This is a genomic window from Carnobacterium pleistocenium FTR1, assembly GCF_000744285.1.
Taxonomy (GTDB): Bacteria; Bacillota; Bacilli; order Lactobacillales; family Carnobacteriaceae; genus Carnobacterium_B; species Carnobacterium_B pleistocenium.
The window spans coordinates 224,355-246,097 of sequence record NZ_JQLQ01000002.1 but is presented as its reverse complement, the minus strand read 5'-3'; the positions used below and the strand labels follow the sequence as shown (position 1 = coordinate 246,097).

Genomic DNA, 21,743 nt, shown 5'->3' with positions numbered 1-21,743 from the left:
CTTTATCTCTCTAACTATTCATTTTAAACCAAACTAAAATCTAATTTAGGTCCTGCTGGAACAATACCGGTCGGATTAATATTTTTGTGGCTACGGTAATAATGATTTTTAATGTGCTTAAAATTCACGGTCTCCGTTATTCCTGGCCAGTTGTATAATTCTCTAGTGTAGCGCCATAGGTTCTTATACTCTGTAATGTGTTTGATGTTGCATTTGAAATGACCATAATAGACACTGTCAAAACGAATCAGCGTTGTAAATAAGCGCCAATCAGCTTCGGTGATTTGGTCACCTACTAGATAACGTTTCTCTCCCAGTCGTACTTCTAACTCATCAAGTGCATCAAAAAGTTTGCTAACCTCTTCTTGATAGACCTCTTGTTTAGTAGCGAATCCGGATTTGTATACGCCGTTATTGACCGAATGGTATACTTTTTCATTGATTGCATCAATTTTTGGACGTAATGCTTCAGGATAATAATCGTCTTCTTTTGCACCGACTTCATTAAATGCAGAGTTCAAAATGCGCATGATTTCAGAAGACTCATTGTTTACGATTTTATTTTGTTTCAAATCATACAAGACGGGTACAGTTACACGTCCACTATATTCTGATTCCACATGCGTATACAGCTCATAAAGATAGTTTGCATTGATTACCGGATCCGGAATCACGCCTTCTTCTCGTTCAAATGTCCAACCATTTTCAGCCATTATTGGATTCACAATAGATACCGAAATCAGCTCTTCTAATCCTTTTAGTTTACGCATGATCAATGCACGGTTTGCCCAAGGACATGCTAAAGCTACATACAAATGGTAGCGTCCAGATTCAGCTTTAAAACCGCCCTCACCACTTAAACCAGCACTTCCATCCGGCGTGATCCAATTACGGAACTGTGATTCTTGACGAATGAATCGCCCACCATTGCCTTCTGTATCGTACCATTGGTCATGCCACTTGCCATCTACTAATAATCCCATTGTTATTCCCCTTCCATCTATTAATCCTCGTAGCTCATTTTATTTATTTTCTATCTCCATTGTAGGTAGAGCCTATTCTATAATCCAGGAATCGGCTCGATTAACAAAGCTTGATGATTCGTGTCATAATAAACGACTTGTTTTAATACTAAATCACTTGTCCAAAAGGGAACTCCAGCTTGTCCAGCTAGCTCACAAAAAGTTTCAAAGTCAAACTCGCCAGCTTGAGCTCTTTTTACAACCGCTTTAATGGTTTCATGATCACTTTGCGCTGCAACTTCTTTAGGTTTCCCATTCAACGGTAAGTCGATTGAACTTTCGTCATCAAAATAACGATACATGCCTTCAGCAACTAAATAATCATAGCGTTTAACACCCATTTTTTTGAATTCCTGCATCAATTGAGGAAATTCACCAGCGTTTTTTTCGGCATAGACCGCTTTTTCAATCTCTTGTTTAGTTAAACTCATGACTGTTCCTCCTTTTAATGAGTGGTTTGTAATTTTACACTACATCTACTTCTAAATGGTCAACTTCACTAGTAACCTTTTCTTGGTAGTTTATGCCCCAATCCTTCATTGCATCCAAAATCGGTTTTAAACTTTCCCCTAATTCTGTCAGCGTGTATTCAACACGTGGGGGAACTTCTGCAAAAATTTCACGCTCAACTAGTCCATCTTCTTCCATAGAACGCAAATGCGACGTTAGGACTTTTGGTGAAACCGTTCCAATTGCTTTTCTTAATTCGCCAAATCGCTTCGTTCCATCTAACAACTCTCTTAATATCAAAATTTTCCAACGATCATTTATCAGTAAAAGGGTCGTCTCTACTGGACATCCTACTAATTTATTACGCATAAAAACCCCATCCATTCACACTAGTTACTTTTGAGTAACTAGATTACTTCTAAGTACTTACTTTACATAAGTTACTTAGAGTCTTATTATAGTATTAGAACGTGATGGAAACAAGCATTTTAAAAAAACTAAGCATAGAAAGGTTGATAATAAATGAAATACTTATTAACAGGCGCTACAGGAGAATTAGGGACTCATGCTTTACGTTATTTGAAAGAACAAATTGGACCAAATGAAATTGTAGCTTTAGCACGAACAGAAGAAAAAGCTGCTAAACTGCGTGAACAAGGAATCGATGTTCGAATTGCTGATTTTAGTGACTACGCAAGTTTACTTGAGGCATTCAACGGAATCGATCGTCTATTATTTGTTTCCTCACAACCAGGCGGAGCAGTTTCACGTGGAGAACAACACAAAAATGTAGTTCATGCCGCTAAAGAAAAAGGTATTTCATTTATTATTTACACTAGTTTCCCTAAAGGTGCAGAATCAACCAGCCCTTTAGCTCAGGATCATATATTAACGGAAAAATTGATTTCTGAATCTCACATTCCTCATACTTTTTTACGCAATAATTGGTATATAGAAAATGAAGCAGACACACTACATGCAGCAGTAGAAGGTCATCCTTTCACTTACTCTGCTGGAGAAGGTAAAATTGGTTGGGCATTGAAGCGCGAATTTGCCGAAGCTGCCGTAAATGTCTTGACTGGAAAAGCTGCTGCACCAGAAATACTTGAGTTATCCGGCACCCCAATGACTTACGCCCAACTAGCAGAAGCCCTTAAAACGGCTAGTGGTAAGAAATTCGAGGTTGTTTCAATGACTGACGCAGACTACAAAACTACATTGATCAATAATGGTGTTCCAGAATCTGTCGTTGGTTTTATTTTAATGATTCAAAATGATATTCGCAATGGTGAATTAACTGTCATTTCGAACGATTTTGAAAAAGCATTGGGCAAACCATTAACTCCACTAGTTGAAGCTTTAAAAGAGTTTTTGAAAAATTAATCATTTACATGTATTGTTGATTCCTTTAAACTCATCGAGCAAAATTGAAACGAATCAAATAAAAAAAATGAAAAAGAACCTATTTTCTAGCTTTATTTAGTCATTTGTAACATTCTCATGTATAAAGCTAGTACTTCTCCTTAAGAATGTATACCCTTAAAGGTAAACTAACTAAATAAAAATAAAACGTTGTTTTAGCAACTTTATTTATTGGTTTTTTTAGCCTTGACTATCATACCCCTGTAGGGTATATTTGAATTGTGAAAAAACAAACAATTTCAAAGGAGACTTACCTATAGTGAAAAAAATACTAATTATCGGCGGTGTAGCCGGTGGCGCGACTGCAGCTACTAGACTTCGTCGTTTAAACGAAGAAGATAACATTATTCTATTTGAAAAGGGTGAATACATTTCATTTGCGAATTGTGGTCTTCCTTATCACATTGGAGGGGAAATTAAAGAGCGTGATAACTTACTGCTACAGACTGTTGAAGGAATGGAGCAGCAATATGCATTAGATATACGTAATTTTTCTGAAGTAACCAAAATTGATCCAGCAAAAAAGGAAATCATTGTTTTAAATCACCAAACAGGCAAAACTTATACAGAATCTTTCGACCAACTAATTATTTCAACTGGTGCAAAAGCAATCACACCAGCTATCCCAGGTATGGATTCTGCAAAAAATGTTTTTTCATTAAGAAATATTCCGGATATGGATCTTATCAAAGAATATATAGCTGAAAATGACATACAAACTGCAACCATCATTGGTGGTGGCTTTATCGGATTAGAAATGATGGAAAACCTTAAAGTCTTGGATCTTAACGTCCAACTAGTAGAAATGGCTCCTCAAGTTATGCCAAATATAGACTTTGAAATGGCCCAACAATTACACACTCAAATCAATATGCATGGAGTTAATCTGCTACTAAATGATGGCTTAAAAGAATTTAAAGATAACGGAAAAAAATTATTATTAACGAGTGGCAATGAACTAGAAACAGATCTAACTATTTTATCTATTGGTGTGACTCCAGAAAATACTCTTGCTAAAGAATGTGGCATCGAACTTGGTTTCAAGAATGCAATCAAAGTAAATGATCAGCTTCAAACCAATTTTCCAGACATCTACGCTATCGGAGATGTTATCGAAGTCAAAGATTTTGTGGATCAATCTCCTACAAACATCCCTCTTGCATGGCCTGCTAACCGTCAAGGACGTTTAGTTGCGGATATCATCAATGGGATTCCTGCAATATACCCAGGAACACAAGGGGCTTCTGTTGCAAAAATTTTCGAATTAACAGCTGCTTCTACCGGAAACAGTGAACGGATGCTTAAAAACAAAGGCATAGACTTCCAAGTGATCCATATCCACCCAAATTCACATGCTGGGTATTATCCTGGTGCTAGCCCTATTCATCTAAAATTACTTTTTGGAAATGATGGTAAAATTTTAGGTGCTCAAGGTGTTGGAACAAAAGGCGTTGAAAAACGGATCGATGTTATTTCAACAGCTATGAAATTTGGCGGAACGGCTGATCAACTAGCTAGTCTTGAATTAGCTTATGCCCCTCCTTATTCAAGTGCAAAAGACCCTGTTAACATGTTGGGGTATACGGCTGATAATATGATGAACCAAAAAGTCAAAACGATCCAATGGCACGAAGTCGATGCTTTATTAGATCAAAATGCTTACTTCCTAGATATTAGAGAAGACTTTGAACTTGCAACAGGTTCATTGCCTAATAGTACATTGATTCCATTAAATCAATTACGAAATCGACTAGATGAATTGCCAAAAGATAAAACAATCTACGTATATTGCCAAGTCGGTTTGCGTGGCTATAATGCTGCAAGAATATTGATGCATCATGGTTTTGATGTAAAAAATCTTGATGGTGGCTACAAGACATATAAATTAGCAACCTATGAAATGAAAAATAAACCTTTTAAACTAGCACCTAAAAAACAAGTTAGTACCTCTTCATTTGATAATGCGTTAAAAACGATCGAAGTAGATGCTTGCGGATTGCAATGTCCCGGACCTATTTTAAAAGTAAAAGAGCATATGGATCAAATGACTAATGGACAAAAAATGGTTGTTCAAGCTAGCGATTTTGGCTTTAGTGCTGACATTGAGTCTTGGGCTAAAAGTACCGGAAATACGGTACTGACAAATGAGATCAAAGGAGACAACGTGGTTGCTACCATAGCTAAAGGAAATAGCTTACAAGCAAATGTTGCTTCTCTTCCTAAAGACGGTTTATTGAGAGAAACAAAAAATGGCGCAACAATGGTTGTCTTTAGCGGCGACATGGATAAAGCTTTAGCATCAATGATCATTGCTTTAGGCGCAGCAGCAATGGGTAAACAAGTCACGATTTTCTTTACTTTTTGGGGATTAGGCGTTTTAAAAAAACAGAAAGTGAAAAAACAAGGTTTAGCAAAATTATTCGACATCATGCTGCCTAATAATGCAGAAAGTTTGCCTATTTCTTCTATGAATATGGGTGGAGCTGGCGCTAAAATGATCAAATCAGTCATGAAACAAAAAAACGTAGATCCTTTACCGGTCATGATTGAAAAAGCTAATAAATTAGGCGTTAAATTTATTGCTTGTACTATGAGTATGGATATCATGGGCATCGAAAGAGAAGAACTATTTGATTTTGTTGAATTTGGTGGTGTCGCAGCTTATCTTGGTGACAGTGAAGATGCTAACTTAAACTTGTTTATTTAATTCTCTATTTGCCAATTCTATTTAAAACGGTATAATAAAAATGACTTTTAGAAAGAAGGTATATGATGAACATTGACACTAAACAGGTTGAGCAAAAAAAAATCATTCATCGTTTAAGAAGAACTGAAGGACAAATTCGTGGCGTTCAAAAAATGATTGATGAAGACAAAGAGTGTATAGATATTATTACACAATTAAGCGCTATTCGCTCTAGCATTGATCGTGTGATGGGGATAATCGTTGCTGAAAATCTGAAAGATTGTTTTGAGAATCCAAAAAATGATACTCAAGATCAAACTAAAAAAATTGATCAGGCTATTGCTATGATCATAAAAAAATAGCTGAGTAAACTATCAAAAAAGCTGATTCCATTTATATTGGAATCAGCTTTTTCGTGTATATATATATATCAAAAATTATCTTTAATATCCGACAAATTCTCTTTTTAAATACCAACTGTATTCAACCTTATTTACGTGACTAAAATAGAAAACTATCCCAATTTATACATAAAGAAGTTTTTTTACATACTCACTAGCAACGTACTTTAGATGAAAAGTCCGATCGATTATATGTGTGTTCTCATCAATCCAAACTAAAATCCAATTTAGGTCCTGCTGGAACAATACCGGTCGGATTAATATTTTTGTGGCTACGGTAATAATGTTTTTTAATGTGCTTAAAATTCACGGTCTCCATTATTCCTGGCCAGTTGTATAATTCTCTCGTGTAGCGCCATAGGTTCTTATACTCTGTAATGTGTTTGATGTTGCATTTGAAATGACCATAATAGACACTGTCAAAACGAATCAGAGTTGTAAGTAAGCGTCAATCAGCTTCAGTGATTTGGTCGCCTACCAGATAACGGTTCTCTCCCTACCGTTCTTCTAACTCGTCAAGTGCATCGAAAAGTTTGCTAACTTCTTCTTGATAGACCTCTTGTTTCGTAGCGAATCCGGTTTTGTACACTCCATTATTGACCGAATGATATACTCTTTCATTGATTGCATCAATTTTTGAACTATTATTTTATTCTTGAATCGCTTTATACTCGCTGATAATTTTTATACCCGAACTTGTTCCTAGTCGCTCAGCTCCAGCTTCCACCATAGCTTTAGCCGTTGCAAAATCACGTATGCCTCCTGCCGCTTTCACTTTGACGTCTGGTCCAACGGTCTCTTTCATTAATTTTACATCGTCAACTGTTGCGCCACTAGTACCAAACCCGGTTGACGTTTTCACAAAATCAGGTTTAACTCTTTTAGCAATTTCACAGACAGCAATTTTTTCATCGTCTGTCAGATAACAGTTTTCCAAGATTACTTTACTTACTGTATTATTTGCTCGACAGACTCTTACGATTTCTGCCATCTCCATTTCAATATAAGCTAGGTTCCCATCTTTTAATTTGCCAATATTGATCACATAATCGATTTCATCAGCCCCATTTTTGATTGCATCCATGACTTCAAAAGCTTTCGTGGCAATAGTAGTCTGGCCCAGTGGAAAACCAATGGCTGCTCCTATGTGGACGGGACTTTCTTTTAATAACTCTTTGCAAAGCGAAACAGGTGCTGAATTAATAGCCACCATTTTAAACCCAAATTTGTCAGCTTCTTGACACACTTTTTCAAATGCTGCTTTCTTTGCATCTGCTTTTAATAAAGTATGATCCACCATATTTGCTAGTTCTGCTACGCTAAATTGGAATACCATTTTTTCTTCCTCCTCTAATTGAATTCGGTTTCATTTTACCACAACTAAGGTTACAGTTTTAGGTAAAGATTCTATCTATATCATGAAGCATTAAACATAATGTTTAGAATACCTCATTGTATGTAGCATTAAAAAGAACAAAAGAACCTTAATGACTGAGTAATGGGTTATTACGCTCATTTTCATATATAATCTAATTACCACATACTATAGGAGGTTTTTTATGTTAACAATAGCTTATATTGGCAATGGAAAAAGTACGAATCGCTATCATTTACCTTTTTCACAGAAATCAGAAAATATTAACGTGAAAACTATCTATTCTCGTCATGCAGATAGCCCATGGGATAAGGTTCCTGGAGTTCATTACACAACGAATTTAGAAGATATCTGGAGTGATCCAGAAATTCAATTGGTTGCAGTTTGCCTTCCAAGTTCATTACATTTTAAATTTGCAAAATTAGCTTTAGAAAACGGGAAAAACACTTTGGTTGAAAAACCTTTCACCGAAACGTCTAAAGAAGCAAGGGAACTCTTTGAGTTAGCAAAATCAAAAAATCTACTCGTCCAGTGTTACCAAAATAGACGCTATGATTCAGACTTTCTGACCGCTCAAAAAGTTATTGAAAGTGGCCTGATAGGTGAATTACTAGAAGTTGAAATGCATTATGATTATTTTAGACCCGAAGTTCCAGAAAGTTGCACAGAATTTTCGGCCGCTTCAAGTTATTTGTATGGGCACGGCTGCCATACGATTGATCAAGTTCTTTCCTATTTTGGAGATCCCGATTCCATTCATTATGATGTAAGGCAATTATTAGGCCCTAGTCGAATGAATGATTATTTTGACTTGGACTTTTATTATTCAAAAACAAAAGTTTCTGTTAAATCAAGTTATTTCAGAATCAAACCGCGTCCAAGTTTTGTTTTATATGGTAAAAAAGGGATGTTCACTAAGCAAGAAAAAGATAGACAAGAGGAACATCTGAAATTATTCTATATGCCTACTAACCCTGATTTCGGTATTGATACGCCTGAACATTATGGCACTTTGACCTATGTAGATGATGAAGGAATCTATCACGAAGAAAAAGTCGTTTCAGAAATTGGGGATTACAGCCATGTTTACGATGGCTTATATGAATCAATTATAAATGGAAAAGACCCACTAGTGAAAGATGAAGAAACCATTCGTCAACTAGAAATACTCGAAGAAGGTATTCAAAAAATGAGCAACTAATTTATTCTATTGGTTAAAAAGATACGAATGACTCACTTAAGAAAGAAGGCTTACCATGAAACTTGCGATTATAGGATCTGGAATGATAGTAAATGATTTTTTAACGATGATTGGCGATATCCCTAACATTCAGTTAGAGGCGATTGTGGGGACGGATAGAAGTAGTGATAAAATGGAACTTTTAAAAAACAAATACGGCATTCGTCAAGTGTTAACTAGCTATGAAGAGTGTTTAAAAAATAAGAACATCGATACTGTTTATATCGCATTGCCTAACCATTTGCATTTTTCTTTTGCTAAACAAGCCATTCTTAGTAAAAAAAATGTCATTTGTGAAAAACCCTTTACCCTCAAATCATCTGAAATGAGAGAACTTAGAGAATTGGCTTTAGCGAATAAAGTCCTTTTATTAGAAGCTATAACCAATCAATATTTAACCAACTATAAAAAAATAAAAGAATCGCTAAAGGCTATTGGAACCATCAAAATAGTTGAATGCAATTATTCACAATATTCTTCACGATATGATGCTTTCAAAAAAGGAGAAATCTTGCCTGCTTTCAACCCTAAAATGGGTGGCGGAGCTTTAATGGATATTAATATTTATAATATTCATTTTGTAACGGGACTTTTAGGAAAGCCAAAAAAAGTGACTTACTTAGCAAATATTGAAAAAGAGATTGACACTTCGGGCATACTAAGTCTGGATTATGGGGATAAAAAAATAATCTGTATAGGTGCTAAAGATTCTACCGCTCCGATCCGAACCATTATTCAAGGAGATAAAGGAGCTATCATCATTGATGGCCCTACAAGTATTATCGATAAATTTACTGTAATAGACAATCAAAATAAGAGCGCAGTAGTTGATTTTAAAGTTCATACGCATCGAATGTATGAGGAATTCATTGAATTTGAAAGGATCATAAGTGACTCTGACTTTGAAACGATGACGAAACACCTTGACCACAGCGAAATGGTTATGGGTATTGTCGATCAAGGTTTAGAATCTGCTGGTATAACACTAGGGTAATTGACTAGAAAAAATCACACTATTTTATAGATAACGATTTCTATATCTCTTCTGCTAAAATTCCTTTTTCAATCAGCGCTTGTTTTTTCTTCAAATTTGCTAAATTATCTCTATATTCTTTTGCATATAGGATAGAATATAATGTGTTTAAAACATATTCAAACGCAACTTGTGAGGCAAACGTTCCAATCTTTACAAAATCGTATTCTTCTTGAACGACTACTATCGTTTTGGTAGCTAACTTAATCAAATCAGAGTTTGGATTCCCCGTTATCAAAATTGTTGGAATCATTTCATTAGAAAAATGTTGTAGAATACGATTATTATGTGGACTAATTCCCCCATACGATAGAAATAAAGCACAATCATTTGGGGTAAGATTGGATGCATTCCAAGCTACATCCGCATATTCTTCAGAAATAATAGCAAATTTGTTGATTTTTATTAATTTACTTTGAAAACTTCTCGCTCGGACTTGTGAATCGCCACGAGAGAACAGAAAAATACGTTCAGATTTGTAGAGCATTTCTGCTACTGATTGTAAAAGTTCTTCATCTAATTGAGCTAACGTTCTTTTAACCGTATTAATGGTTAAATCGGCCATATTTTTAGCGATATCCATGGTCAGATCTTCTTGTTTAAATGGGAAGTTTGCATCTACTTCACCCGGTAGATGCAGCTGATTATAAACTACTTCTGAAATAGCGATTTTAAAACTTTTAAATCCATCATAGCCCATTTTTTTACAAAGACGGATGATTGTTGAGTGGGAAGTATATGTTGATTTTGCTAGGACCTCTATATTTATCGTAGGAATCTTCGTGATATTCTGAATAATATAGTCAGCCACTCTTATTTCTACATTTGTAAAGTTCGTTTGATTTTTCAATTTGTTTAATACTTGCATCACATTTAGCAACTCCCTTATAAAATAATTCTATATCATTTAACAGTCGTTTACTATATAAGTGTGAGTGTAAAATAGTCTCTTTTATAAACCAACTCTTGGACTATGACATAAATCTCCATATCTCAAAATAAAAAAGCTGTGAATCTACCTAAAAAATGTAGATTTACAGCTTTTAAATTTTTTATTTTTATTTTTCTTTTTATTTTTTCTATTGTATTCATATCATTATAATTAACCTTCATTTTTACAGGGTAACTATTATAGAAGCAGATACCTTTAGCTCTTTATGATATTACTTTTCCAGTCTTTTCCTTGTAATCTCTGTTCATAATTTCCCATGATTTTTCAATATCTTCATCTAATCCAAATAAACCACTACGACCTACAATATAAATATCAGGATCAGCTGCATCAATTTGTTTATATGATTTCCGATTGGATGAGCCATCCATTTCAATGACATATTGGTAACCATTTTCTTCTCGTAATTTTCTCAAAGCAACAATTTTGTCTAGTGTACTATCAATAAAACGTTGTCCTGCAAAACCAGGATCAACCGTCATAATAGTGATTTTATCAACTAATTCTATATAAGGTAATATTGTCTCAATAGGAGTTTCAGGATTTAATACTACACCAGCTTTTAAACCAGCGTTTTGTATTTGATCAATCAATCGAAATGCCAAACCATCAAGTACTTCTGCATGCATGCAAATCCATTCACACTTTATATCAACTAATTGTTGAACCCAGAAACTTGGATCGGTTACCATAAGATGAACAGACATAGGCAAATCGCTTATTTTTCGCACTTCTTCGATAAACCATGGGGACAAAGTAATATTGGGAACATAGTGTCCATCCATAATATCAATATGGTAAGAACCTACATGATTGTTCAAAAAAGTAATTTGCTCTTTAAATTTATCTAAATCCATTGTCATTAATGAGGGTGAAAATTCCACTTTTTTCATATCTTATCTTTCCTCCATCTATTGCTATCTATTTTTAATTATTCTATAAAATGGTATATATTTTTTTGAGTTCATTGCTCTGATTATTCTCATGTTCGTATTAGAAAATTTGAATATCGTCTAAATTAATATCCGTTTCTTCAATTTCTGATTGCTTATTAATGTCCTCTTGAGTCACTTTTTTCTTAATTAACGCTAGCGTTAATCCCGTCACAAGAATATTTACTACCAGTGCCGCAACTCCTGCCCATGGTCTAGACATAGTTGGTATCATCAACACTCCACCAAATGGCACAGTTGCATCTGCTCCTAATACCATGGATACTGCTCCACCGACCGCTCCACCAACTGCTGTTGCAATTAAGCAACGAACAATGTCATTCATAACGATTGGAATTACACCTTCAACAATATTAATAACACCCATTGGAACTGCTGATTTTAAAGTTTCAACTTCTACTGGTGTATAGATATTTTTTTTGAATATTTTTGCTATAAAATAAGCTAATCCAAATCCGATTGGTGTTGCTGTATTTACTAATTGTAATGCTGTAATTGGTCCATTAAGTCCTTCTGCTTGCATGGTCAACACAAAGGCAAATACCGTTTTATTAATTGGTCCACCATAGTCAACTCCACTTAATAAGCCTATAACACCACCAAATAGCAATAGTGAAGAAGATCCTAAATTATCTAAAGCATTTGTTAATAGCGATGTAAAAGCAGCAATTGGTAATCCAATAACGTAAACCATCATTAACCCACCTATAACTGAGGTTAAAAATGGAATAATCAATGTTGGCATTAGTCCTTTAGCCCACTTAGGTACTTTCACGTATTTTAAAGTACTTAACACTAGATAGCCGGCCAAAAATCCTCCTAAAAGTCCACCAATAAATCCAGCTCCAATTGCATTAGCTGTTAAACCAATAATAAAACCTGGAGCAATCCCTGGTTTCCCAGCAATTGAGTAAGAAATCCCTGTAGCGATAACTACTGGTAACAAGCCTAGACCAGCTCCACCCATTGTTGCTAGAGCATCCCAAATTGAAAATTCACCCTGAATCAATTGAGCTTGACTAGTACCTCCAAAAGCCATTCCAATTGCTATTAAAAACCCAGCTCCACAAACAATCGGAATCAAATATGAAATCGCTGTCAATAAATGACCTTTAAGATTCAATTCTTTAATTTTCTTCATTTTCCCTTCCCCCTATACAGTTTCTTTATTACTTTTTTTAATAATCTCTGCTGCTTTTTCAATCAGTTTATTCGGTGATTTTATCGCGATTTCTGTTGAAACTTGAATGATTCTTTTTCCTTCAAATCTCTCACGCCCAGAAATTTTCACATCTACAGCTAAAATAACCACATCTGCTTGAGCAATCTGTTCTGCAGTTAACTCATTTTCTATGCCAATTGTTCCTTGTGTTTCGATGGCAATTTCGTAACCTAATTTTTTTGCAGCATTTTCTAATTTTTCTTGTGCAATATACGTATGGGCGATTCCAACCGTACATGCTGCTACTCCTACTATTTTCATATTCTTTCTCCTTTTCTAGTTACTGAAAGCTGCTTTTACATCTTCAGCTTTTTTTGCTTGCAGTATATTTTCAACAACTTCATCATTTCCTAATTTCCTTGCAAATAAGGATAATAATTTCAAATGATTTTGTGCCCCTTCATTATCATTACCAACAGCAAAAAGAATAATTGCTTTTACTCCTTTACCATCTAGTGTCTCCCAAGGGATTTCTTCTTCAATGATTCCAATAGCTACTCCTATTTTTTTCACAAAATTACTTTTACCATGAGGAATAGCAATATAATTTCCAATTCCCGTTTGACCCTCTGATTCTCTAACATAAATATCTTTCATAAAACCCTCAGCATCAGTAATGTATCCATTTAATAATAATAATTCAGTTAATTCTTTCAATGCATCATCTTTATTTTTAGCACTCATATTGGTCTTGATTGTTTCCAAATCTACAATATCTTTTACTTCCATTTTTTTCTCTCCCATCTCACTTAAAAATTAGTTGTTTTGCATAACAATTTCTAACGCTTTTTCAATTAGTTTATTTGGTGATTTTATAGCGATTTCTGTTGGTACTTGAATAATTCGTTTTCCATCGAACCTTTCACGTCCAGAAATTTTAACATCTAAAGCTAAAATGACAATGTCCGCTTCAGCAATCTGTTCTAAAGTTAACTCATTTTCTATTCCAATGGTTCCTTGTGTTTCTATGGCAATTTCATAACCTGCTTTTTTTGCGGCATTTTCCAATTTTTCTTGTGCAATATACGTATGTGCGATCCCAACCGTACATGCTGCTACTCCTACTATTTTCATAATTTTTCCTCCTAAAATCTTTTGATTTCTTGTTCAAAATTTTTTTCATCATTAATATTCAACAATTTATTTAAATAGTCTTCATCTGCTAACGTCCTAGTAAATAAAGAGATTTTTCTCTTTATTTGCTCATTTTCGTTTTCCTTCAATAAAATAACAATTAATAAGTGAATATCCTTTGTCTGACAATCCCAGGATGCTATTGGTTCAGCTAATCGAATAAATAGTATTTGACTCTTCTTTACTTGACTGCTTTCGATATGAGGCAATAATACATGTTCAGCTATTAACGTGCTACCTACTTGTTCTCTTTCTTTCAATTGTTTTACAATTTCCTCTTTTTGAAAAGAATCATCTGGACAAACTGTTTCAGAGATAAAAGAATACACTTTTTCTTTTGTTTTCAACTCACAATTAAAATAAACTTCATAGAATAAATTAACGTCCATGGTGAATCTCCTCTATCTTTTTCTGAAGTCTTTTCTGATCATCAACGGTAAACATTGCACTCACCAATAAATAAGGAATTGGTATACTATCCTCAATATGAACCGTACTCAAAATCAATTCAACATCTGCATATTTCCCTTTAAATACTTGCATATTTCTTGAGGCTACTACATCTACAACTTCTATTTCAGGAAATTTCTTCATTACTTTTGCTCTTATAAGTTCTGAAGTCCCAATTCCTGTGGTGCACATGATAAGTGTTTTTATAGGCCGTTGATATTGGCTTGTTTCAATGATTTTCGCAAAATAAAGAGTAATAAAACCGTTCTCATCATCATTTATTATAGGTAAGCCAAATTTTCCACTTACAAATTTAGATACGTTAGTAACGTCCCAAAATATCTCTTCGTAAGTTACCTTAATTTGATTGAGCAAGCTATTTTTAATTCGAATTTTATGTTCTAATCGATTAAGCATTGGTTTAATATGATTGGCTAAATCAATAAAAATAGATTGATTTTCTATATCAATTCCTAACTTAATACTCATTTCTTCAATATATACTTTAGTTATTTGGATAACTTTTGTTGAAAAAGTGGAAGTTTTAGCGAGAGAGCCTTGCATTCTTGATGACACCAAATACTGATAAAGAAAGTAGATTTCAATATCAGGTAAAGAACTGTTCAAATATTTTTCAATATTATTAACAGTAACTTTTGCAACTTGATACAAATCAGCATCTCTTTTCATATTATCCATTTCTTCATTAGTAATCTTATCCGTAAACAGTAAAGCAGGAATTTTTCTTGAACGACTTAACAGTATATACAAATGTGAGAAAATATTTATATTATATGGATAAGGAATCGTTATCTCTAAATCTTTTTCAATGATTCTTAATTGATCTAAGATAAATAAAACATCATATTTATTGAAATTAAGTTCTTGATTATTTTTTAAATCCTCTATATCGATAATATTAAATATTTCAATAATATCCTTGATAGCCTTTCTGATATTCACTTCTTCTCCTAAAATAGCTAAAGTTCTGTTTTTTCGCTCTAGAACCAAATGATACTTTTTAAGTTCTTCACTCATTAGTTGTTCATCATTAAAAATAACTGAATCTCCTACATAGTAGTCACTAAATAATTGATAGATAGTTAAAGGTTTAGGCGAAGATAACAACAATTCTTCCATAATACGTTTACGTCTCTCATCAGTAGAAAAGCCATCTTCTTTGTAGGACTTATTCCCTTTTTGATGATTGATAAATTTTTCGTAGTTTAGCTTATACCCCCTTCCTTTCTCAGATACAATTAATGAACCATCTAAATATTCATCGTTAATTTTTTTTATTAATCGGTAGACTGTTTTTTTTGAAACAGTTAAAATCTCAGTTAATTCTTCTGATGTAACGTAATCTTGATTTTTTGAAAGAAACAGCAACAGCTTTTGTTCACGATCATTTTTTGAACTCAAAGCCACCCCTCCTTGTTATATTTATATTAACTCAGTTTAAAGAAAACGCTTCCCTGATAAATGACCGTTGCAACGGTCATTTATTCTTTACCTACAATCCTGTTTATCTCAAGAATCACTTTTGTGATCTTTAAATTTATGAGATACTACTAAGCGTGACTGAAAATGGAGGGAACTACATGATTTATATTAAAGAAGCTATTTTACACATTTTTGATTTAAACAGCAATGAGCCTATTTTTTCTTTTGCAGGGCTAGACCTTAAAGAGAAATTCACCTTTGATTATCTTCATGCCATGATTGAAAAAGTAGAAGATTCAGATAATATGAAGACGGGTATGTTAGCAACTGACAACCCTTTGACCCAAGCCTTTTCTTCTGCTCAAACTGATTTCATTGAGACAACTAAAACGTTGACCGATAAATTCTTTTCTATTACAAAACTTAATCCAGAAATACCGCCAGCTGATTTATTATTTGTCTATTTTACGTTGGATGAAGTGCCACATTTAGGGCTGTTTAAATTAAATTATTCTGACAGCATCACTCATTATGTTTCATATGAAGAAGAAACGCTGACGAATCAGTTGATCATCAATCGTTCTATCTTACCGAGCGCTCGCCAAGCGATTCATGAAGGCATGGTATTAAATTTATCAAATATGGAGTACCACGTGATTGAGAAAAAGCATTTGATTGCTGAACTAGCCGAGAAAATTTATTATTTCACCGAACTGTTTTTAGAAGATAAACCTCAACCAAGCCTTAAAGAGAATATTTCGATCATTAAAAAAGCCGTTCAAAAAACCAGCAAAGCCTTTGATGATGAAGAATTCCAAGTACTAGCTGATACAAAAGATGCACTTGTTCATAGCATGACAGAAGAAAACGTCATTGATAACCAAGTAATTGCTGAGACCCTTTATGGCGATAACCATGCAAAAAAAGAAAAGTTTTTTGAAGAAATCAGAGAATTAGGTTATGTGGATCGCGCTCCTGCTGAAGTAACTGTAGCTGGACCAAAATATTCCAAACAAAAATTCCGGTTGGATAATGGAATCGAGCTAAGCATTCCTATAGAACTTTACCGAAATCCAGACGTTGTTGAATTTATTAACAATCCAGATGGAACAACTTCTGTTATGATCAAAAATATTGAAAAGATAAAAAACCTATTTTAAAAAATCTTCCTTTGTATGAGCTCTTTAATGCTCAATACAAGGGAAGATTTTTCGTTATGCAATGACTGTCTATCAGTGGTCGGATGGTAGAAAATTTTGTGATTCCATTATACATAAAATGTAACTATCAAAAATTGAAAAGATTCTATTTATTTTTTACCTGAATAAACGCATTTACATTTAGACAACATTCATTGAGTCAGTTGGATCTACTTCTTCTAAGTTTTCATACAACTGTGGATACTCATGACACTTATTATCTCTAGACGTACAGATTTCTTTCCCAAACGAGATCATCGATTGATGTGCTCTCCCCCAGTATTTTGCCGGAATAATTTCTGTTATACGTTCTTCAATTTGTTTGGGAGTGGCATTTTCTTCTACTATTTTGTGATGCTTACAGATTCGGGTAACATGTGTGTCCACTGCAAATGCGTCTTGGTTAAAAGCGACATTCAATAATATGTTAGCTGACTTAGGTCCGATTCCAGCTAATGACTGCAATTCCTTACGTGTATTTGGGACTTCCCCATCAAATTTTTCAAGTAATTGACCGCTGCTCTTATAAATATACTTTGCTTTATTTCGGTAGAGTCCGACTGTTTTTATGTAGGATTCAATTTCTTCAGGCGAAGACTTGATAACAGCTTGAGGATTTGGATAGCGTTCGAATAACTGGTCTTTCACTTTGGCGACGGATATATCGGTTGCCTGGGCACTTAATATAACGACCATCAACAATTGGAAAGGGTTTTGATAGCGCATCGTTGGTACCGCATCAGGATAAAGTTTCATAATTTCATAAATAACGTGTTGCGCAGCTTCTTTTGTTAGCATAGTGTTTCCTTTCTTTGTTTATTTTTTTAATATACCATATTTTCTATAGCATTAAAATCAAGTTTATAGTATCTTAATTTCTATGAGAAGCTATAATCAGTAGAATTGTTTTACTTAGAATTAGGTCATTCTGACTTTTTATATTTAAAAATGAAGTTTCAACAGTTTTTTAGCGTCGCTGGCTGAGGTATAATAAATAAAAGAACCGTTCCTCAAAATATGCCTATGGGGGTACTCGATATGAGACAGAATAAAGAAGAAACACTTAATCATTTATATAATCTGATCCTAAATCCTGCTACTCGGGACTGGGAACGGTCATTATTATCGTCGACTAAGAACGCCTTAGAAAGTGGGTCAAATTTTGATGAACAACTTTCTAAGCTTGAAGCTGAGTTACGTCCGCTTGCCTTAAGAAATAATTTAACTCCCAACATGTCAGATTTTTATAACCAGATGACTGGCAACACTACTGCCACAGCACAATTTGATTTTACGAACCACTCCATTAATGATTTGAATCATCAAGATTCTGCAGTATTTGCAGGAGGGTGTTTTTGGTGTATGGTAGAGCCTTTTGAAACCCGTAAAGGAATTGTTTCTGTCTTATCTGGGTACACTGGAGGGCACATGGATCATCCCACCTATGACCAAGTGATTGGTCAGTATACCGGTCATGTCGAAGCCGTCGAGATTATTTTTGATACACGGATCATCCAGTATGAAGATTTAGTTGAACTATATTGGCAGCTGACAGATCCTATAGATGCGTTTGGTCAATTTCAGGACCGAGGCAGTCAGTATCGACCAGTTATTTTTGTTAATAATGAACACCAGCGGCAAATTGCTGAAAAGTCTAAGCAGCAGTTAGAACAATCTGGCAAATATAAGCGTCCCATTGTTACGTCCATTGAGCCCACTTCAAAATTTTGGCCGGCCGAAAACTATCACCAAGAATTTTATAAAAAAAATCGCACAAGGTACAAAAGAATTGAACGCGCTCGTCAACAACATTTAGCTTTCCAACGACTACAAGGTAAAATCCGGACGAAACTCAGCCGCTTTACTAAGGAACCTTGATAGTTGATATACTTTTCTTTATTTTACAGCATAAAAATACCCCAAAGACTACAAAGCTTAGTTTTTGGGGTATTTGGTTTGTTATTTTAAAGGTCTATTTATTATAAACTGCGAATAGCTTCTTCAACAGCTGTATTACCAGCTAGAACTTCAAATTCTTGTTTGATTGTGTTGTCATTATGGAGTACAGCAAGCAAAGTTCGAGCTACGTCTTGACGTGGTACTTCGTTAATGTCTTGTCCCATACCGACTTTTATTTGATTGGTACCTGGTTCATCAACTAATATACCAGGATGCACAATTGTCCAGTCCAGCTCTGTACGATTTTTTAACCATTCATCAGCATAATTTTTTGCGATTGTATAAATTTGTAAACTCTGTTCTTGAGCCATTGCTTCACGTCCTGTACGGAAAGTACTGACCATAATAAATCGTTTAACATTTGCTTGTTCTGCAGCCGTCATTGCTTTGATAGCTCCATCTAAGTCAATCAGAATCGTTTTGTCGAGGCCACTTCCGCCAGCTCCAGCAGTGAAGATAATTGCGTCGACATTTTTCATGGCTTCTGCCAATTCAGCTACTGAATTTTTAACAAGATCTAAGAGAACTGTTTCAATTCCTCGCTCTTTGAAAAAACTAATTTGTTCAGGATTGCGAATCATTGCTAACTCTTCAATAGCAGAATCCTCTTTAACAAAATCAGCAAAATGACGAGCTACTTTTCCATTTGCACCTATAACTAATACTTTCATTTTAAAACTCCTCTCAATGATTATCTCGAATGATATTCAGTATAACGTATATCACTTATTTTTTATTGTATTGTGAACTAAATACAGGCATAACATCATCGTCACCATAAGTTTCGATAAGTGGCAACTCGTTTAAAGTCTTCATATCTTCTTCCGAAATTGTAAAATCAACCGCAGCATTCGATTTCATATGATCTTTATTAGTCGATTTTGGTAAAGCAACTGTGCCTAATTGTAAGACATAGCGAATACTTAATTGCGCAGGTGAAGCATCGTATTTGCCAGCTATTTCTTTAACAACGGGATGATCAAGAATAGCACCATGAGCGATTGGTGAGTAGGCTTCAACAACAATACCTTGTCTTTGACTATACTCGATGATATCGGTAGGAACATTTGTAATGTGTGCGAGAATTTGATTCACCATTGGTTTAACTTTCCCATTGTTTATTAAATTTTCCAAATCTTCTTTTTCAAAGTTAGAAACACCTATTGCACGTATCTTACCCGCCTCATAAGCTTCTTCTAAAGCACGCCATGCTTCTAAGTTCCCTTCAAAGTAGTGGTTGCCATCACGGAAGTTAGCCCATGGTTGAGGACTATGAATGATCATTAAGTCGATATAATCCATATCCAAGCGTTCAAGCGATTCGGCGATTGCTTTGACCGCTTCATTATAATTTTTGATATCGCCCTCAAGCTTTGTAGTGACAAATATGTCTTCGCGTTTAATACCTGACTCTTTAATACCAAGACCTACGCCTTGTTCATTACGATAGGCTTCAGCTGTATCGATATGACGATAGCCTGAATCAAGGGCATCTTTTACAACTTGAACAACTGCCTTATTATCAATTTTCCATGTTCCCAAACCTAATTTAGGAATTTTAACGTCATTTAATAATGTATACGTTTCTTTTAATACCATTTTATTGCCTTCTCTCGTTTAGTTTTCTTAACATTTTGCTCTATTGTCTTTGTTTCTTCAATTTATCCAAATATTAGAAACAGACGCTGCAATTTTCTAATATTCAGTATTTGTAATGGGTCCTAGTCTTAGATCGCTATGTTGTTTAGGAACTATAACTTAGGTGAAGGAAAAAGAACTGATAAACTAAATCAGAAATTCATTCCTTTCTGAGTTTCCTCTCCCCCATACACAGTATCTTAGACCTTAGAGTTAACTCGAGGTCAAGTAATATGCTTTATTTTCTTTAATTCCAGAAAAATGGATGTATTTATCTATCTAATTAATTAGCTAACTATTCGGGTCGGTCAAATATATTTTTTTCTTTAGTTTACTGCTAGAAATTTTTGTCTTCTATAGAATTACTTTTTGTTTCAGAATGATTTTAATGAGAACGAAGATTAGTCAACCTGAGCACTGCTCTAACTCCCAGCTATAAAATTTCCATTGCTAGAGTTTTGACGCATCAGAAAAATCGTGCTAAACTTTGAGTCTACTCTATTAGAGTTGGCTCAAAGTTTAGTTCTCTAGAAAGGAAGAAAAATTGATGGACACCTATTCTATTAGCGAAGTAGCAAAAAAATTAAATCTTACCGCGTATACTCTACGTTATTACGATAAAGAGGGTCTTATGCCTTTTGTTAAACGCACGCCGAGCGGAACAAGATTGTTTAAAGATTCTGATGTCGATGCCTTAAAAATAATTGAATGTCTGAAATCAACCAGTATGCCGATAAAAGAAATCAAACATTTTATTGATTGGTGCTCGATAGGAGACTCTACGCTGCAAGAAAGATACGACATGTTCTTGGAACGCAAAACTATTGTAGCAGCACAAATCAAAGAGTTAGAGCAAGCTATGACCCTTATTGAGCATAAATGCGATTACTACAAAAGCGCACTTGAGGCCGGAACAGAGGCCATCCACCAGACGAATAAAGTAGAAGTTTTCCATCGTTAAAAAATACATTTCTAAAAACTGCTCTATGTATCTCAGTCTATTATAAAATATCTGGTTGGTTGGATAAAGAAGCAAAAAAAAGATTGCTCCATTTGCAAGTTGAAAGCCAAACTTATTCCAACCCATTTTACGAGCGAACCTTTATTTGTTGATCAATTATTTTGACTTTCTCTTTCTTGGCCATCGTTCAACCTTATATAGTT

At 34.5% G+C, this 21,743-nt stretch carries 23 protein-coding genes and 1 pseudogene; 8 read left to right on the top strand and 16 right to left on the bottom strand.

Annotated features, from left to right (window positions below):
* Positions 1-23 precede the first annotated feature (23 nt).
* The 3 genes from BP17_RS01360 to BP17_RS01350 form a co-directional block, all read right to left on the bottom strand.
* Positions 24-983, bottom strand: a complete 960-nt coding sequence (locus BP17_RS01360; protein WP_035051107.1) for a glutathione S-transferase family protein — start codon at positions 981-983, stop codon at positions 24-26.
* A 77-nt stretch (positions 984-1,060) separates the two neighbouring features.
* Positions 1,061-1,453 (bottom strand): DUF1398 family protein, encoded by a 393-nt coding sequence (locus BP17_RS01355; protein WP_035051106.1) that lies wholly within the window; start codon positions 1,451-1,453, stop codon positions 1,061-1,063.
* A gap of 34 nt (positions 1,454-1,487) precedes the next feature.
* The gene (locus BP17_RS01350) at positions 1,488-1,841 is read right to left on the bottom strand and encodes a winged helix-turn-helix transcriptional regulator (RefSeq protein ID WP_035051105.1); all 354 of its coding nucleotides are present in this window, start codon (positions 1,839-1,841) and stop codon (positions 1,488-1,490) included.
* Between the two features lie 153 nt (positions 1,842-1,994).
* Between BP17_RS01350 and BP17_RS01345 the strand changes: the two genes are divergently transcribed.
* The 3 genes from BP17_RS01345 to BP17_RS01335 all read left to right on the top strand — a co-directional run bounded on the left by BP17_RS01345 (position 1,995) and on the right by BP17_RS01335 (position 5,942).
* Positions 1,995-2,855, top strand: coding sequence for an SDR family oxidoreductase (locus BP17_RS01345; RefSeq protein ID WP_035051104.1), 861 nt, complete (start codon positions 1,995-1,997; stop codon positions 2,853-2,855).
* A 295-nt stretch (positions 2,856-3,150) separates the two neighbouring features.
* Positions 3,151-5,601: an FAD-dependent oxidoreductase gene (locus tag BP17_RS01340; RefSeq protein WP_035054981.1), complete on the top strand. Its 2,451-nt coding sequence runs from the start codon at positions 3,151-3,153 to the stop codon at positions 5,599-5,601.
* 65 nt (positions 5,602-5,666) lie between these two features.
* Positions 5,667-5,942, top strand: a complete 276-nt coding sequence (locus BP17_RS01335) for a metal-sensitive transcriptional regulator (protein ID WP_035051103.1) — start codon at positions 5,667-5,669, stop codon at positions 5,940-5,942.
* 244 nt (positions 5,943-6,186) lie between these two features.
* On the opposite strand, the pseudogene BP17_RS13605 reads toward BP17_RS01335, so the two are convergent.
* Positions 6,187-6,618: pseudogene (locus BP17_RS13605) on the bottom strand (glutathione S-transferase C-terminal domain-containing protein); the annotation flags it as partial.
* 12 nt (positions 6,619-6,630) lie between these two features.
* Entirely contained in the window at positions 6,631-7,317 is a 687-nt protein-coding gene (gene deoC / locus BP17_RS01330; RefSeq protein WP_035051101.1) for a deoxyribose-phosphate aldolase, read from the bottom strand.
* A 223-nt stretch (positions 7,318-7,540) separates the two neighbouring features.
* On the opposite strand from deoC, the gene BP17_RS01325 reads away from it, so the two are divergent.
* Positions 7,541-8,557 carry a Gfo/Idh/MocA family oxidoreductase gene (locus BP17_RS01325; RefSeq protein WP_035051100.1) on the top strand — a complete coding sequence of 339 codons (1,017 nt, stop codon included), beginning with the start codon at positions 7,541-7,543 and terminating at the stop codon, positions 8,555-8,557.
* Positions 8,558-8,612: 55 nt separating this feature from the next.
* Positions 8,613-9,590 (top strand): Gfo/Idh/MocA family protein, encoded by a 978-nt coding sequence (locus BP17_RS01320; protein WP_035051099.1) that lies wholly within the window; start codon positions 8,613-8,615, stop codon positions 9,588-9,590.
* 40 nt (positions 9,591-9,630) lie between these two features.
* Here BP17_RS01320 and BP17_RS01315 read toward each other — a convergent pair whose 3' ends face one another.
* The 8 genes from BP17_RS01315 to BP17_RS01280 all read right to left on the bottom strand — a co-directional run bounded on the left by BP17_RS01315 (position 9,631) and on the right by BP17_RS01280 (position 15,762).
* Positions 9,631-10,497, bottom strand: a complete 867-nt coding sequence (locus tag BP17_RS01315) for a MurR/RpiR family transcriptional regulator (RefSeq protein ID WP_035054979.1) — start codon at positions 10,495-10,497, stop codon at positions 9,631-9,633.
* A 287-nt stretch (positions 10,498-10,784) separates the two neighbouring features.
* On the bottom strand, positions 10,785-11,474 hold the full coding sequence (gene alsE / locus BP17_RS01310; RefSeq protein WP_035051097.1) for a D-allulose 6-phosphate 3-epimerase: 690 nt from the start codon (positions 11,472-11,474) through the stop codon (positions 10,785-10,787).
* 100 nt (positions 11,475-11,574) lie between these two features.
* Entirely contained in the window at positions 11,575-12,675 is a 1,101-nt protein-coding gene (locus tag BP17_RS01305) for a PTS fructose transporter subunit IIC (RefSeq protein ID WP_035051096.1), read from the bottom strand.
* Between the two features lie 12 nt (positions 12,676-12,687).
* Entirely contained in the window at positions 12,688-13,017 is a 330-nt protein-coding gene (locus tag BP17_RS01300) for a PTS fructose transporter subunit IIB (protein WP_035051095.1), read from the bottom strand.
* A 15-nt stretch (positions 13,018-13,032) separates the two neighbouring features.
* Entirely contained in the window at positions 13,033-13,485 is a 453-nt protein-coding gene (locus tag BP17_RS01295) for a fructose PTS transporter subunit IIA (protein ID WP_035051094.1), read from the bottom strand.
* Between the two features lie 27 nt (positions 13,486-13,512).
* A complete protein-coding gene (locus BP17_RS01290) occupies positions 13,513-13,830 on the bottom strand; it encodes a PTS fructose transporter subunit IIB (RefSeq protein ID WP_035051092.1) in 318 nt (105 codons plus the stop codon).
* A gap of 11 nt (positions 13,831-13,841) precedes the next feature.
* On the bottom strand, positions 13,842-14,279 hold the full coding sequence (locus BP17_RS01285; RefSeq protein WP_035051091.1) for a PTS sugar transporter subunit IIA: 438 nt from the start codon (positions 14,277-14,279) through the stop codon (positions 13,842-13,844).
* Positions 14,269-15,762, bottom strand: a complete 1,494-nt coding sequence (locus BP17_RS01280) for a BglG family transcription antiterminator (protein WP_035051090.1) — start codon at positions 15,760-15,762, stop codon at positions 14,269-14,271. Before BP17_RS01280 ends, BP17_RS01285 begins: the two co-directional genes overlap by 11 nt.
* A gap of 179 nt (positions 15,763-15,941) precedes the next feature.
* Here BP17_RS01280 and BP17_RS01275 point away from each other — a divergent pair, with 179 nt between their 5' ends.
* The gene (locus tag BP17_RS01275) at positions 15,942-16,943 is read left to right on the top strand and encodes a nucleoid-associated protein (RefSeq protein ID WP_035051089.1); all 1,002 of its coding nucleotides are present in this window, start codon (positions 15,942-15,944) and stop codon (positions 16,941-16,943) included.
* A 180-nt stretch (positions 16,944-17,123) separates the two neighbouring features.
* Here BP17_RS01275 and nth read toward each other — a convergent pair whose 3' ends face one another.
* Positions 17,124-17,780, bottom strand: a complete 657-nt coding sequence (gene nth, locus BP17_RS01270) for an endonuclease III (RefSeq protein WP_035051088.1) — start codon at positions 17,778-17,780, stop codon at positions 17,124-17,126.
* Between the two features lie 240 nt (positions 17,781-18,020).
* Here nth and msrA point away from each other — a divergent pair, with 240 nt between their 5' ends.
* The gene (gene msrA, locus BP17_RS01265; protein ID WP_035051087.1) at positions 18,021-18,860 is read left to right on the top strand and encodes a peptide-methionine (S)-S-oxide reductase MsrA; all 840 of its coding nucleotides are present in this window, start codon (positions 18,021-18,023) and stop codon (positions 18,858-18,860) included.
* A 101-nt stretch (positions 18,861-18,961) separates the two neighbouring features.
* Here the strand turns inward: msrA and BP17_RS01260 are convergent, their stop codons facing one another.
* Together BP17_RS01260 and BP17_RS01255 are read right to left on the bottom strand one after the other, a co-directional pair.
* Positions 18,962-19,612 carry an NAD(P)-binding oxidoreductase gene (locus BP17_RS01260; protein WP_035051086.1) on the bottom strand — a complete coding sequence of 217 codons (651 nt, stop codon included), beginning with the start codon at positions 19,610-19,612 and terminating at the stop codon, positions 18,962-18,964.
* A gap of 55 nt (positions 19,613-19,667) precedes the next feature.
* Complete coding sequence (locus BP17_RS01255; RefSeq protein WP_035051085.1) at positions 19,668-20,540, bottom strand: aldo/keto reductase; 873 nt, start codon at positions 20,538-20,540, stop codon at positions 19,668-19,670.
* A 586-nt stretch (positions 20,541-21,126) separates the two neighbouring features.
* Here BP17_RS01255 and BP17_RS01250 point away from each other — a divergent pair.
* A complete protein-coding gene (locus BP17_RS01250) occupies positions 21,127-21,540 on the top strand; it encodes a MerR family transcriptional regulator (protein ID WP_035051083.1) in 414 nt (137 codons plus the stop codon).
* Positions 21,541-21,743: the final 203 nt, after the last annotated feature.